We start from the raw sequence: 14,093 nt of genomic DNA, 5'->3' as shown, positions 1-14,093 counted from the left end.
CGGGGAGGGTTCCGGCCTTCATCGGATCATCAACCTCAATTGGGGCAGTTCCCCGGGGAACGGCGATCATGTTGGCGGATGGAGCGTCCGAAGTCAAAGCACCGCCACTCAGGGAACCTCCAGGAAGAAAGCCTGACTTTCCACAGCAGGAAGCCCCAGTCCAGACGCGAGGGCGGGTGCCAGTTCATTGGGCACACGCCATGTCTGTCCACTGGGTTGGATCAACACCACCGCGTAGCGACCTCGGGGCAGCTCACGCAGCGGCACGGGGTTGGTAGGTACCCGGGCATCCAGTGCCTGGGGTCGCACTTCCACCACCAGCTCCGGAACGACGGCGCCTTCCATGCGAGGGTTGCCGTTCTCGTCGGTGAGCGCGGCGGTGATGCTGTCTGGCACCAGGCGCGCGTTGAGCACGACGACATCCGGTACGCCGTCCTGGGAACCATCGGCGTGGGCGTAGTCCACGCCGGTGTCATCCGGGATGCCATCACGGTCCAGGTCGTTCTCGTCCACCAGGTTGCTGGCGTCGTCCGCCAGCTTGCGCACCACCACGCGCGGCCAGAAGCCATCGGGGGTGCCGTCGTTGTCTGCGTCCATGTAGCTGACGGCGAAGCCTTCCGGGCGCTGGTCCACCGCGCCCTCGTGGAGGGACAGCGGCTGGAGGCGCAGCTGCTTCACCGCGCTGCCGAGCTGCCCGTCACCCTGCACCACCTGGAACGTGGGCCGGTCCCTCAAGACGCTCGCGGTGTCGGAGAAGCTCACCGCCACGCCGGTGAGGGGCTGCGGCTGGCCGTCCGCGTCCGCCACGACTTCCACCGTGAGCGGTCTGCCGGTCGCGTCCACCGCCGCGCCACCCACGTCGCCCGCGTTGGGCTCGCTGGTGACGCCGTACCAGGGGTTGAAGTCGGACCGGCGGCAGTCCGCGCCCGCGTCCGAGCCGCAGCCGTTCGCGTCGATGAAGCCGCGGAGCATGTAGCGGCCCTCGGGCACCAGGCTGAAGCTGAAGGGCGCGACGAAGGGGCCGGGCGTGTCATTTGCCAGCGCCGGGCCGAAGAGCTGCTCGGCGGAGACGACGGTGAAGGTGAGGGGGCGGCCGGTGCCCTGCGGCGGCGGAGGCCGGTCCGCGTCGTAGAGGAACACCACCGCGTTGCCACGCGCGCGTGACTGCACCACCAGGTTGCCGTCGATGCGCGCGTTGCGCGTGTTCTGCCGCACGTCGGCGGTGGGCACCACGGGCGGTGAATCGCAGCCGAGTCCGATGACGGACGCGAGGGCGAGGCCACCAGCGGCCCGCTTCCAGGAGGACAAGGTGGGGCGGCTCATGGAGTCACCGTCAGGGTCGCGTAGACGCGCCGCTCGATGCGATTGCCAAAGGGGTGCTGGGAATGTGCGCCGCCCAGGTGGCTGCCCACCAGCGCGACGGTGACGGAGTCCTTGACGGCCATGTAGCCCACGCGCGCGTTCACCACGGTGTAGGCGCGCAGCGGGTTGGACACCAGGTCGATGCGCGTGGGGTCCGCGGCTGCGGGCTCGCGCTCAATCCACGTGGAGGCGGAGGTGTAGGCCGCGTCCACGCCGAACTCCAGGTCCGCGCGTGAGCGGTAGGTGAGGCCGCCGTACAGCCGGAACTGCGGCGCCTGGTTGCAGGGGCCACACTCGGCCGCCGACTCGCGGTCCGACGTCACGTCCTGCAGCGACGCGCTCAACTTCAGTCCCAGGCCGTCCACCGGCGCCAGGGTGACGCCCGCTTCGGCGCCGCGCGCGGTGTAGATGGCGTCCTCGTTCTGGAAGGACGAGCTGCCCAGCAGGTACGAACCGGTGCCCGGGTCATACGACTGGCCCGGCGGCAGCCGCGACACCCCGGACAGACCGATGAGGTCTCTCACCGTGTTCTGGTACACGGCCACGTCCAGGTCGATGCCCAGCTCCGGGGACTCGCCGCGCCAGCCCAGCTCGAAGGCGGTGAGGCGCTCGGGGCGCAGTTGCTGATTGCCGGTGGTGAGCGTGCTGACGCCGTTGATGCCCGGCACGGGCACCGTCAGTTGCGTGTAGCTCTCCAGGAACGTGGGCTCGCGGAAGGCGGAGGCCGCGCTCGCGCGGAAGGCGTGGTTTTCGAAAGGCTTGAACAGCGCGGAGATGCGCGGCGAGTGCGCCAGGCCCGGGCTGCCCAGGTTGAGCAGCGGGTGCCGGTCCACGCGGTAGCTGGCCACCAGCGCCAGCGGCTCCACGATGCGCCACTCGTCCTGGACGAAGAAGGCCGCGTGCACCTGCTCGCGCAGCGGGCCCAGGTAGTCTCCCCAGTCCACGCGCTTGAGGCGGCCCTCCACGCCAATGTTGAGCTGGTGCGTGCCCGCGAGCTCGAAGTCGCGCGCGAAGAGCAGCTCGGCGTTGAAGAGGTTGGAGTTGAGCGACGTCACCAGGGAGCGCTGGCCCGTGGCTTCATACTGGGGACCCGCGTCGCTGGAGATGTGGTTCCAGAACGTCTTCAGCTTCAGCGGCCCCAGCTCCACGTCGCCCTTGGCGAAGGCGTTGACGCCGTCGATGAAGTAGTTGCGCAGCAGGCCCGGCGGATAGATTTCCGTGGTGAAGCGATTCACGCCGCCGGACAGGCCCACCTGGCGCCCTTCGGCGAAGGTGTACACGGCGGACAGCGACGCGCGCGCGCCGCGAGCGCCCAGGTCCGGGTCGGGGCCGCGCAGCGTCACGTCCGGCAGGCCGCTGGCGTAGTCCCGGCTCCACTTGTCCGTCTGCGAATAGCCCGCCGCCGCCCGGTAGCGCAGCGCGCCCGAGCCGCCGTGGCTGACGAAGGAGCCCGCGGCGGTGTTGCCCGTGCCGCCGGTGGCGTGGAACTCCGCGCGCGGGCCGGTGCCGGGCGCGCGGGTGATGATGTTGACCACGCCGAGCATGGCGTTGGCGCCGTACAGCGCGCTGCCCGGGCCGCGGATGACCTCGATGCGCTCAATCTCCTCCAGGCCGATGGGGATGGAGGACCAGATGGTGAGGCCCAGGAAGTCCTGGTACTCCGTGCGGCCGTCCACCAGCACCAGCACCTTGTTGGCGATGCGTTGGTTGAAGCCGCGCAGCGACACGTTGGCGCTGCCCACGCCCAGGGCCATGACGTCCGCGCCGGGCACGCGCCGCAGCAGCTCCGGCAGTGACGTGGCGCCCGACAGGCGGATGTCCTCGGCGGTGATGACGGTGGTGGCGTTGGGCGCGTCCAGCGAGGACTGCGCGCGGCGGCTCGCCGTCACCACGCGCTCTTCGTAGGGCACCGCGCCCAGGTCCACGCCGCCGGCCGTGTCGTCCGAGCTGGCGGAGGCGACGCCGGTGGGCGTCAGGCCGGGAATGGTGGCGCTCCCCACGGGCATGGCCTCGGCCCGCTCAATGGCCTTCTCCAGCCGCTCCAGCAGCACGCTCAACTGCTGCTGCGACTGCATGCCCGCGGGGGGCGGCGGCATGGGCAGCGACGACGGGTCCAGCGCGGCGGCGGCCTGTGCTTCCTCGGCCTTCAACTTCTCCTCCAGCGCGGCCACCGTGGGCAGCACGGAGGCCGCGTCCGGCGGATTGCTGGCGAGGTAGCGCTGGTACACCTCCAGCGCCGCCTTCGACCGGCCCGAGTCCTGGTAGGCGCGGGCGATGTTGAAGAGGACGTTGGGGTGCGGCTTGATGGCGTAGGCGGCTTCGAGCTCGGCGATGCCCGCGTCGTACTGCTTCTGGGCGATGAGGCTCATGCCGCTGCGGAAGTGGCGCCGGGCCTCAAGGCGGGCGTCCGCCAGGGCCTCCCCCGCGCACAGACACATCGCGAGGAGCCCCGCTCGTTTGAAGGCTGTCAGGGTTTTCAATTGTACGGGTCGTCCTTGTAGGGCGACGAGTCTGGGGCCTTTCCAGGCCGCGTGCTCGCCTTCTTCTTGGGCTGGAGCTTCTGCGTGAAGCGCTCTTCGGGGCCCGCGCCCTTGGCGACGGCGCGGGCGCGCTGGTAGCCGTCCAGGGTGAAGGTCAGCGCCGCTTCCGCGACGCCGCTGGCATTCGGCGCCACCTCGAGGTTCAGGGGCGTCTCACCCAGGTCCTTCCCCTGGTACGTCACGCGCGCGCCCATGGGGTCGCTGACGATGAGGAAGCGCACCGGCTTCACGGTGGGGCGCGTCAGCGGCGCCAGGGCCAGCTCCTCGTCGGACGCACCCGCCGCGGACTCCACGGGCGGGAGGGCGGCCTCGGGCGCCTTGGCTTCGGGCACGGCCTGAGCGGCGGCGGGCGGTGGCGGAGGGACGATGGGCCTGGCGGGCGGGGTGGGGCGCGTCGCCATCACCAGGGCCACGCCAATGCCCACCAGCAGCGCGCCGCCGCCGAGGATCATCCCCAGCGGCTTGCGGCCCTTGACCGGCGCCTCCTCCACGGAGATGTCCAGCGCCACGGTGGCGGGACCGGAGCCGGCCGCGCCGTGGGGGCCGCTTCCGTGGGGCCCGCTGATGGGGCCGCTGCCGCCGACGCCGCTGATGCCCGCGCCCGCGAAGCGTGCGCCACTGAAGGCGCCGCTGACGCCCACCGTGGACATGGTGCGGCGCATGGCCTCCATCACCTCGTCCATGGACTGGTAGCGCTCCGGTGGCGTCTTGGCCAGGCACTTCATCACCAGGGCCTCCACCTCTCCGGGGATGCCATGGTTGGGGTAGAGCGAGCCGAAGGCGGGCGGCAGTTCGTTGATGTGCTTGACGATGACGTCGATGCTCTGCGCGGCCAGGAAGGGCGGCCGCCCCATCAGCATCTGATAGAGCACCACGCCCAGGCTGTACACGTCACTGCGCGGGTCGGCGATGTTGCGCGCCTGCTCCGGCGCCATGTACTGCGGCGAGCCCAGGATGATGCCCGCCTGCGTGATGGACGTGTCCTGTGACACGGGCGCCGCGTCGCCGATGAAGGACTTCACCAGGCCGAAGTCGAGCACCTTCACCACGTCATGGTCCGTCTCCTGATTGAGGACCATGACGTTGGCGGGCTTGAGGTCGCGGTGGATGAGGCCGACCTTGTGCGCCTCGCGCAGCGAGCGGGCGATCTGCTGGGTGATGTTGAGCGCGCGCGGCCACGGCAGCGGACCCATCTGCGTGAGGAGCTGGCCCAGCGTCAGCCCCTCCAGGTACTCCATGGCGATGTAGTAGATGCCGTCTTCCGTCTTGCCGTAGTCGATGACGGTGACGGTGTTCGGGTGGCGCAGCTTCGCGGTGACGCTGGCCTCCAGGAAGAAGCGCTTCTGGAAGCCCGGGTCCTTGCCCTCTCCGTACTGCGGATTGAGCACCTTGAGCGCCACCAGCCGGTCCAGCGGTGACTGCACGGCCTTGTAGACGCGGCCCATGCCTCCGGCGCCAAGCGTCTCCAGGATGCGGAAGCGCTCGTTCAGGACCCGGCCCAGCATCGGGTCCGCGACGTCGGGGGGGGCGCCATTCGTCGGGGCGTTGCTCTCCATCATGACTGCCCCCACCGACCGGTGAGGCACGTGACACGCCGGTCGCACATGAGGGCAGATGCTAACACTGCAATCGTCCACCTCCCAAGCGACCTGCCGGGTTAGCGCAGTGCGCCACCGGCCGAGAATCCGGCTCGGGCGCGACAACGTTTCACAGGTGACACACGCTCGCCGTGTCGTGACTGGGAGTGCGGAGAAAGCCCGGTCCACGCGCGCGGACGCGTGCTACGGACCCGTAGCGCGGCGGTGGCCGCGCTAGGGTGCGGCCCCGCATGAATGCCCGCCTGTCCGAGCTGCTCTCCGGTGCCCCGCCCTATCCCCGCCGCGTCGTCTGCCTCACCGAGGAGACGACGGAGGTGCTCTACCGCCTGGGCGCGGAGGAGCTGGTGGTGGGCGTGTCCGGCTTCACCGTGCGTCCACCCCAGGCGCGCAAGAAGCCGCGGGTCAGCTCGTTCCTGGACGCGAACTTCGAGCGCATCCTGGAGCTGAAGCCGGACCTGGTGCTGGGCTTCTCCGACTTGCAGGCGGACATCGGCCGCGAGCTGGCGAAGCGGGGCGTGCCCGTCTACCTGTTCAACCAGCGCTCCCTCGCGGAAATCCTGCAGTCAGTGCGGCTGACGGGCGCGCTGGTGGGGCGGCCGGAAGCCGCGGAGGCGCTGGCCACGGAGCTGACCGCGAACCTGGAGCGGCACGCGGACGCGGCGGAGTCGCTTCCACGCCGGCCGCGCATCTTCTTCGAGGAGTGGCATGAGCCGCTCATCTCCGGCATCCGCTGGTGTTCGGAGCTGGTGGAGCTGGTGGGCGGCGTGGACGTGTGCCGGGAGTCGCGCGCGTCGCAGGGGGCGCAGGGCCGCATCTTCGCGCCGGAGGAGGTGGCGCGGCGCGACCCGGAGGGCGTCATCGCCAGTTGGTGCGGGCGCAAGGCGAAGCGGGAGAAAATCGTCGCCCGCCCCGGGTGGACCGGGGTCCGGGCGGTGGTGGATGACCAGCTCTATGAAGTGAAGAGCTCGCTCATCCTCCAGCCGGGGCCCGCCGCCCTGTCGGATGGCGTGGACCGGCTGGCGAAAATCGTCGCGGCGGTGGCGCGGGGCGAGAAGCTGCCGCCCCTGCGCGATGGGGAACTGCGCTCCGCGGGGGCCTAGAAGTCCTTCACGCGGTCCGCGAGCGCCGAGTCCTCGACGAAGGCGTTGGAGTTGCCCTGGATGGTGGCGATGCGGCGGTTGCGCTCGATTTCGGCGGCGTCCACCGTGTCGAGCTTGTTCCACGCCTTGAGCGCCGCCTCCTCGTCGTTGGGGATGGCCTTGTTGTAGGTGGCGGAGAAGTAGAACATCGCGCGCGCCACGTTGCCCTTGTGGGCGTCGGGCGGCTCGAAGACCATGTTGCCGCGCGCGTCGGTGCCCAGCTTGGCGCCGTTCTGGCTCCACCGCACGTTGACCACTTCGCCGAACGGGAAGCTGCTGCGCCGGGAGTTGGCCTTGCTGTCGGTGGGGTAGAGGTGGTGCAGGTCGCTCTTCGCCGCGCCCGTGGCGCCCTTCGACTGGGGCCAGGTGTGCTCGGTGTTCATCACCGAGTTGTTGGGAATCTTGCCGCCTTTGACTTCGGCGCCCGTGTAGACGCAGACGACGTTGCCGTCCTCGTTCACGTCCAGGCTGGAGAACATCAGCCGGCGGGCCTCGTTGTAGCTGACCACCTTCTTGCCGGACGCGTAGTCCTGGAGCGCGTCCAGCAGCGCGCCGTCGCGCAGGCCCTCGAAGAGGCCACCTTCGGGCTCTTCCGGCGCCTCGGGCTCCGTCACCGGCGTCTGCGGGGCGATGTCCAGGCCCCACGACTTCAGCGTGCCGGTGTCGCCGCGCGCCGCGTCCTGCACTTCCAGCGTCCAGGTGCCCTTCGTGGGCTCGCCCTTGAACGCGGACAGGTCGAAGGCGCCCGTCAGGTCATCCGACGAACCTCCCTTGCGGTTCGACACCACCGCGCTCTTGCCGGACGGCGAGGTCAGCGTCACCTTCAGGTCGCCCCGGTAGGTGTGCTCGATGTCCAGGTTGAGCTTGAGCGACTCCACCGTGGCGTCCTCGGGGACGTCGATGGTGCTCTCGATGGTGGTGTGGTCCTTGATGTCCGCGTTGGGCGTCGTGCTGTGGACCAGCGACGCCGCCCGTGTACCGGCCGCGGCCTTCAGGTGGGAGGCCGCCGCCTGCGTCGCGGTGGGCGTCTGGGGAACGAAAACGGCGCCGAGCTTCGTCAGCATCGAAGGCGTGGTGCCCTCGAGTCCCGGCCGCGCGGGCTGGAACGAGCTGGTGGCCGCGGAGGAGGTCGTCCGGGGGGAGGACGTCGTCTCACGGGCGGTTTCGGTGGTCGGGCGAGCGGAGAGGGGCGAGCGGCGGGGGCCGACGACGCTGGTCATGCCGTCATTATCCACCCAGTGGGCTTCGCGGTTGCTTCCCCCATGTATATTTTCGACGCGACCGTGAAAGCTGGAAATCCAGCGATGTAACAGAGCGCGGCATTGTCCAGGGGCAATGCCGCGGCTCATGACAGGATGCCTTGCGTGCCGCTTTCGCTGCCTGCGTTGCTCGTCGCCACGTCTCTCGCGGCCGCGCCTTCCTCGTCGGAAGCGTCGTCTGGCGCGCCGGAGCAGGGGCTCGCGTCGGCCATCGACAACTACGAGGACGCGCTGATTGACGAGGCCCTGGCCCGGCATGGACGGGTGCTGGAGCCGGCGCCGGAGGGCAAGATTCTGGAAGAGGTGTTGGTGGCCACCGAGGACGTGGTGGCCGAAATCGACCCCTTCCCGGACTTCCTCAACATCTTCCATGCCCGGACGCGGGACGACGTCGTCCGGCGCGAGGTGCTGCTCCAGGTGGGGGCGCCGTACTCGGAGGTGCTCGCCCAGGAGACGGCGCGCAACCTGCGCGGGTTGCGCCTGTTCTCCATGGTCCGCCTGGTGGCGGTGAAGGGGCGCACGCCGGACTCGGTGGCGCTGATGGCCGTCACCAAGGACATCTGGTCGCTGCGGCTCAACAGCGACTTCGCGGCGGTGGGCTCGCTGCTCCAGTATCTGAAGCTCCAGGGCACCGAGCAGAACTTCCTGGGACGCGGCAAGCGCATCGCCGTGGACTTCGTGCTGCGGCAGGACACCCTCAGTCTGGGGCAGAGCTACACCGACCCGCGCGTGCTGGGCAGCCGCTGGTCGCTGAGCGAGTCCATCGCCGTCATCCAAGGGCGGGAGGCGGGCAAGACGGAGGGCTCGCGCGGCAGCTTCGCGGTGAGCCGGCCGTTGTACTCGCTGTCCACGCCGTGGAGCGCCAGCGCCTCCGTGTCCTGGAACGTGGAGACCAACCGCGTCTACCGGGGCGCGTCCATCTGGCAGCTGCCATTCCCAGGCGGGCCCGCGGTGCCCTACATCTACCGGACCGAAGAGGTGGTGGGCGGCCTCTCGTACACGCGCTCGATGGGCACCCGCTACAAGTGGAACGTGGGCGGCACGGTGGGGGCCTACCATTACGCCTACGGCGCGCCGTTGGCGTCCGGCCTGTCCCCGGAGCAGTCGGAGTGGTTCAACCGCAACTACCTGCCGCGCGCCGAGGACGCCGGCTACGTCGGCCTGAGCCTGCGCGCCTTCGACGCGCGCTACGAGGTGCTGCGGGACGTGGACTCGTACGTCCTGGCCGAGGACTTCCAGATGGGCCACTGGGTGGCGGCCACCCTGCGCTACGCGCCGCCGGTGTTTGGCGAGCAAAGCCACTTCGTCGAAGGCGGGCTGGCGCTGCGCTACCGCCTGCGGCTGGGGGACACGCTCACCACCGCCTCCCTGTCGGGCGCCGTCCGCCGGCCCCTGGGGCCTCGGGGCGCGTGGACCAACCGGCGCTGGGCGGCGGAGTTGATTGAGGTGTCGCCCAAGGTGCTGGGCGGGCGCTTCGTGGCGCGCGGGCTGCTGGATGTGAATATCGACGACCTGTTCGACCGCATCCACCTGCTGGGCGGCGCCAACGGCCTGCGTGGCGCGGGCGCGGATGCGTACTCCGGCCGGCGGCTCTTGCTCTTCAACCTGGAGTACCGAAGCCGCCCCATCGTCGTGAAGACGGTGCACCTGGGCGGCGTGCTCTTCTGGGACTCGGGCAGCGCCTTCAACGACCGGCCCGCCATGGTGCACACGGTGGGCATGGGCCTGCGGCTGCTCTTCCCGCAGTTCAACGTCCTGCCCTTCCGCGTGGACTTCGGCTACGTGCTCAACGACGCCCGGCCGCCGGTGGGCAGCCGCTTCTCCTTCGCGGGCGGGCAGATGACGGACGTGCGGCCCAACTTCATGGAGACGCCGCTGTAGCGCGCGGCGTGGCTCACGGGGGCTCGGTGCGCAAGAGCTCCCGGAACAGCACCTGGGCCGCGTCCTGGAACAAGTCCCCGGACGCGAGCAGCCCGCCGCAGTGGTGGGGCTCGCGCGCCAGCGTCAGCGCCACCGTCTTTCGCAGCACCGCGTCCCAGAAGGGCTCCGAGTCCTCGGGTAGCAGGAACTCGCGAATCACCTGCCGGGGCCAGGGGAGCACCGTCGTCGGGTCCGCGTCGCTCAGGGACGTGAAGCAGTCCAGGTCCACGTCCAGCAGCACCCGGCCGGCCGCGTCCAGCACGTCGCGCACGGCGTCGCCAGGGGCAGGGCGGCTGTAGGCCTCCGCCGCCCGGTCCACGGTGGGCACCGCCACCAGTCGGTGCGGGCGGCCCCGGCTGTCCACGTAGGTGTCCTCCGTGAAGGCGCCGCGGGGGCGGGCGCGGGCAATCAGCAGCGCGTCTCCCACGAGCCCCGCCTCCATGGCCGCGAGGATGTGGTCGTAGTTGCGCACGTCCAGCGCCCAGCGGGCATGTTCATCCAGCGCGCGCAGCCCGGCCGTCCGGTCCGGCACGGCCGCGGGGGCCCGGGGCATCACGGTGTCCAGGTGCCGGTCCAGCGTCACCAGCAGGGCTGGGCCCTCCGTGTCGCCCAGGGCGCAGGCCCAGGCGGGGAGGGCGAGCCGGTGCGGGTCGAACACGTAGGCGTCTCGGGGGCCACGCCCCCCGCCCAGGCCCAGTCGGATGATGCCAGCCAGGCGCAGGTGCCGCAGGGCGTCGTCTTCCGTTTCCATTGCGTCGGGAATCCTCCAGCACGCCAGGCGTTTGCTCCGGCCGCGAGGCCGCCGAGTGTAGGCTGTCTCGCACCTTTCCACGAAAGGAGCCCCGCCCTTCCCGCGGGGATTCGACGACGCATGCGCCACGTCCTCACCGCCGCGCTCCTGCTTGCGAGCGCTTCGTCCTCCGCCCAGGAGCAGAAGCCCCTGACCATGTCCAAGACGCAGCGGTCGCAAGACCCCTTCCTGCGCCAGTTCTCGGAGACGCGCCGCTTCATGAGCGGCCGGCCCGGCGGCGTGCGCATCTCCCCCGACGAGAAGAGCATCCTCTTCCTGCGCACCCAGCCCACGTCCAACGTGCAGACGCTCTACGCGTTCGACGTGGAGAGCGGGCAGACGCGGGAGCTGCTCACCCCCGAGGCCATCCTCAAGGGCGCCGAGGAGACGCTCACCCCCGAGGAGAAGGCCCGCCGTGAGCGCATGCGCGTCAGCGCCCGGGGCTTCACCAGCTACCAGGTGTCCGAGGACGGCAACCGGCTGCTGGTGCCCCTGTCCGGCCGCCTCTACGTGGTGGACCGCGCCAGCGGCAAGGTGACGGAGCTGAAGACGGGCCCGGGCACGTTGGATCCGCGCTTCTCCCCGGACGGCAAGCAGGTGTCCTACGTGCGGGAGCACGACGTGTACCGCATCGACGTGGCAGCCAACCGCGAGCACCGCGTCACCAAGGGCGGCACCGAGGCGAAGTCGCACGGCGTGGCCGAGTTCGTCGCCCAGGAGGAGATGGGGCGCTTCACCGGCTACTGGTGGAGCCCGGACGCGAAGTCCATCGCGTACACGGAGGCGGACACGACGGAGGTGGAGAAGCTCACCATCGTCGACGTGATGCACCCCGAGCGCGGCGGCGAGGACTTCGCGTACCCGCGCCCCGGCAAGGCCAACGCCAAGGTGCGCCTGGGCATCACCCCCGTCACCGGTGGGAAGACCGTGTGGGCGCAGTGGGACGCGGCGAAGTACCCGTACCTGGCCACCGTGACGTGGCCCAAGGGCGGTCCGCTCACCGCGCTGGTGCAGAACCGGGAGCAGACCGAGCAGAAGCTGCTCGCGGTGGACCCGCGCACGGGCAAGTCGCGGGAGCTGCTGACGGAGCAGGACGCCGCCTGGCTCAACCTGGAGCAGGTCTTCCCACTGTGGCTGGAGGATGGCAGCGGCTTCCTCTGGTACACGGAGCGCAACGGCGGCCCGGAGGTGGAGCTGCGCAAGGCGGACGGCGCGCTGGTGCGCACCCTGGTGAAGCCGGACGCGGGCTTCCGCTCGCTGGCGCGCTACATCCAGAAGGATGACACGCTCTACTTCAACGGCGGCCCCAACCCGACGCAGAGCCACCTGTGGCGCGTGAAGGCCGGTGGCGCGCCGGAGAAGGTGACGACGGGGCTCGACATCGAGTCGGGCTCGGTGTCCAAGAGCGGCGGGCTGATGGTGATGAATGGCCAGGGCCTCAAGTCCATGCCCAAGGTGCAGGTGGTGCGCGCGGACGGAACCACCGTGGGCGAGTTGCCCTCGGTGGCGAAGGAGCCGCCCTACACGCCCAACGTGGAGCAGCGGCAGGTGGGCCCCGAGCGCTTCTGGACGTCCCTGGTGCGCCCGCGCGACTTCAAGCCCGGCAAGAAGCTGCCCGTCATCGTCGAGGTGTACGGCGGCCCCACCACCACTGTGGTCCACAAGAGCATGGCCGCGCACCTGATGTCGCAGTGGGTGGCGGACCAGGGCTTCCTCGTGGTGAAGATTGACGGCCGCGGCACCCCGCTGCGCGGCGCGAAGTGGGAGCGCGAGGTGAAGGGCGACTTCTCCGGCGTCACGCTGGAGGACCAGGTCGCCGCGCTCCAGGCGCTGGCCAAGGAAGTCCCGGAGCTGGATTTGTCCCGCGTGGGCATCTCCGGCTGGAGCTTCGGCGGGTACATGTCCGCGCTGGCCGTGCTCAAGCGCCCGGACGTCTTCAAGGCCGGCGTGGCCGGCGCCCCGGTGGTGGACTGGCTGGACTACGACACCCACTACACCGAGCGCTACCTGGGCGTGCCGCAGCAGAACCCGGAGGCCTACGAGAAGAGCTCGCTGCTCACGTACGCGAAGCAGGACAAGCCCATGGGCAAGCTGCTGCTCATCCACGGCACCGCGGACGACAACGTCTACTTCTTCCACACGCTGAAGCTGAGTGACGCGCTCTTCCGCGCCGGCAAGCCGCACGACTTGCTGCCGCTGAGCGGCCTGACGCACATGGTGCCCGACCCGCTCGTCACCGAGCGCCAGTGGGAGCGCGTCATGGACCACTTCAAGCGCAACCTGTAGGCCGCGCGGCCCCAGGGCTTGAACAAAACAGAGGCCCGGTCCCCAGGTGGATGGGGCCGGGCCTCTTGTCATCGGCCAGTCCGGAGGGAGTGGCTGACGGACGCGTTAGCCGGCGGCGCGGACGTTCTGCGCCTGGAGGCCCTTGGGGCCACGGGTGACTTCGAACTCCACCTTCTGGCCTTCAGCCAGGGTGCGGAAGCCGTCCATGTTGATGGCGGTGTGGTGGCAGAACACGTCTTCACCGCCGCCGTCCTGGGTGATGAAGCCAAAGCCCTTCGCGTCGTTGAACCACTTCACGGTACCGGTTGCCATTGCACGTCCTTCAGTCTTGCGGGGCGGCGCGAGGAGAGCCGCCCGTTCTTCCCGCCCCCCGACAACCGGGAGACACTCCCAGTTGTAGTGAAACGGCCGGCTGGAAGTCCAGCCGGCCGCCCGGAATGCAAGTCTTGCCCGGATGCCGGGCCTGAAGTCAGACGTCCAGGAGCAGCCGCTCCGGGTCCTCGATGCACTCCTTCACGCGCACCAGGAACTGAACGGCCTCGCGGCCGTCGACCAGCCGGTGGTCGTAGGTGAGCGCGATGTACATGATGGGCCGAATCACGACCTGGCCGTCGCGGGCCACGGGGCGTTCGACGATGTTGTGCATGCCCAGGATGCCCGTCTGCGGCGGGTTGAGGATGGGCGTGGACAGCATGGAGCCGAAGATGCCGCCGTTGGTGATGGTGAAGGTGCCACCCTGGAGGTCGGCCAGGGCCAGCTTGTCATTGCGCGCCTTGGTGCCCAGCTCGCCCACGGACTTCTCCAGCTCCGCCAGGCCCTGCTTGTCCGCGTTGCGCACCACCGGCACCACCAGACCGCGGCTGCCGCTGACGGCCACGCCGATGTCGTAGTAGTGCTTGAAGATGACGTCCTCACCGTCAATCTCCGCGTTGATTTGCGGGAAGGCCTTGAGGGCCTCGACGGAGGCACGGATGAAGAAGCTCATGAAGCCGAGCTTCACGCCGTGCTTCTGCTGGAACTTGTCGTTGTACTTCTTGCGCAGGGCCATCACCTCGCCCATGTCCACCTCGTTGAAGGTGGTGAGCATGGCGGCGGTGGACTGGGCCTGGATGAGGCGCTCGGCCACGCGCTTGCGCAGCGGCGTCATCCGCACGCGCTCCTCGCGGGCGGCGTTCGGGCGGGGGCCGGCGGGCTGCGCC

The 14,093-nt window shown here is 70.0% G+C and carries 10 protein-coding genes; 3 read left to right on the top strand and 7 right to left on the bottom strand.

Annotation, left to right across the window (positions count from 1 at the left end; all coding sequences use genetic code 11):
- Nucleotides 1-108: 108 nt before the first annotated feature.
- From FMP39_RS35560 to FMP39_RS35550, 3 genes are read right to left on the bottom strand one after another with little or no spacing between them, the layout of a single operon-like run.
- Entirely contained in the window at nt 109-1,323 is a 1,215-nt protein-coding gene (locus FMP39_RS35560) for a hypothetical protein (protein WP_141594412.1), read from the bottom strand.
- A complete protein-coding gene (locus FMP39_RS35555) occupies nt 1,320-3,800 on the bottom strand; it encodes a TonB-dependent receptor (protein ID WP_141594413.1) in 2,481 nt (826 codons plus the stop codon). Before FMP39_RS35555 ends, FMP39_RS35560 begins: the two co-directional genes overlap by 4 nt.
- A gap of 38 nt (nt 3,801-3,838) precedes the next feature.
- A complete protein-coding gene (locus FMP39_RS35550) occupies nt 3,839-5,461 on the bottom strand; it encodes a serine/threonine-protein kinase (RefSeq protein ID WP_141594411.1) in 1,623 nt (540 codons plus the stop codon).
- 269 nt (nt 5,462-5,730) lie between these two features.
- On the opposite strand from FMP39_RS35550, the gene FMP39_RS35545 reads away from it, so the two are divergent.
- Nucleotides 5,731-6,600, top strand: a complete 870-nt coding sequence (locus FMP39_RS35545) for a cobalamin-binding protein (RefSeq protein ID WP_141594410.1) — start codon at nt 5,731-5,733, stop codon at nt 6,598-6,600.
- Here the strand turns inward: FMP39_RS35545 and FMP39_RS35540 are convergent.
- Nucleotides 6,597-7,859, bottom strand: a complete 1,263-nt coding sequence (locus FMP39_RS35540; protein WP_141594409.1) for an endonuclease — start codon at nt 7,857-7,859, stop codon at nt 6,597-6,599. The genes FMP39_RS35545 and FMP39_RS35540 overlap by 4 nt on opposite strands.
- A 135-nt stretch (nt 7,860-7,994) precedes the next feature.
- Here FMP39_RS35540 and FMP39_RS35535 point away from each other — a divergent pair, with 135 nt between their 5' ends.
- Complete coding sequence (locus FMP39_RS35535) at nt 7,995-9,779, top strand: BamA/TamA family outer membrane protein (RefSeq protein ID WP_228558615.1); 1,785 nt, start codon at nt 7,995-7,997, stop codon at nt 9,777-9,779.
- A 13-nt stretch (nt 9,780-9,792) separates the two neighbouring features.
- On the opposite strand, the gene FMP39_RS35530 is transcribed toward FMP39_RS35535, so the two are convergent.
- Nucleotides 9,793-10,569: a UPF0489 family protein gene (locus tag FMP39_RS35530; protein WP_141594407.1), complete on the bottom strand. Its 777-nt coding sequence runs from the start codon at nt 10,567-10,569 to the stop codon at nt 9,793-9,795.
- Between the two features lie 120 nt (nt 10,570-10,689).
- Between FMP39_RS35530 and FMP39_RS35525 the strand changes: the two genes are divergently transcribed.
- Nucleotides 10,690-12,894: a DPP IV N-terminal domain-containing protein gene (locus tag FMP39_RS35525; protein WP_141594406.1), complete on the top strand. Its 2,205-nt coding sequence runs from the start codon at nt 10,690-10,692 to the stop codon at nt 12,892-12,894.
- Nucleotides 12,895-12,999: 105 nt separating this feature from the next.
- On the opposite strand, the gene FMP39_RS35520 is transcribed toward FMP39_RS35525, so the two are convergent.
- Nucleotides 13,000-13,206, bottom strand: a complete 207-nt coding sequence (locus tag FMP39_RS35520; RefSeq protein WP_011555986.1) for a cold-shock protein — start codon at nt 13,204-13,206, stop codon at nt 13,000-13,002.
- Nucleotides 13,207-13,363: 157 nt separating this feature from the next.
- On the bottom strand, nt 13,364-14,093 hold a 730-nt coding region (gene sucB, locus FMP39_RS35515), incomplete at its 5' end, for a dihydrolipoyllysine-residue succinyltransferase (RefSeq protein WP_141594405.1).

The organism is Myxococcus sp. AB056 (assembly GCF_006547365.1).
GTDB lineage: Bacteria > Myxococcota > Myxococcia > Myxococcales > Myxococcaceae > Myxococcus > Myxococcus virescens.
Note: the sequence above shows the minus strand (reverse complement) of the source record. Positions and strands in the feature narration are given on the sequence as shown.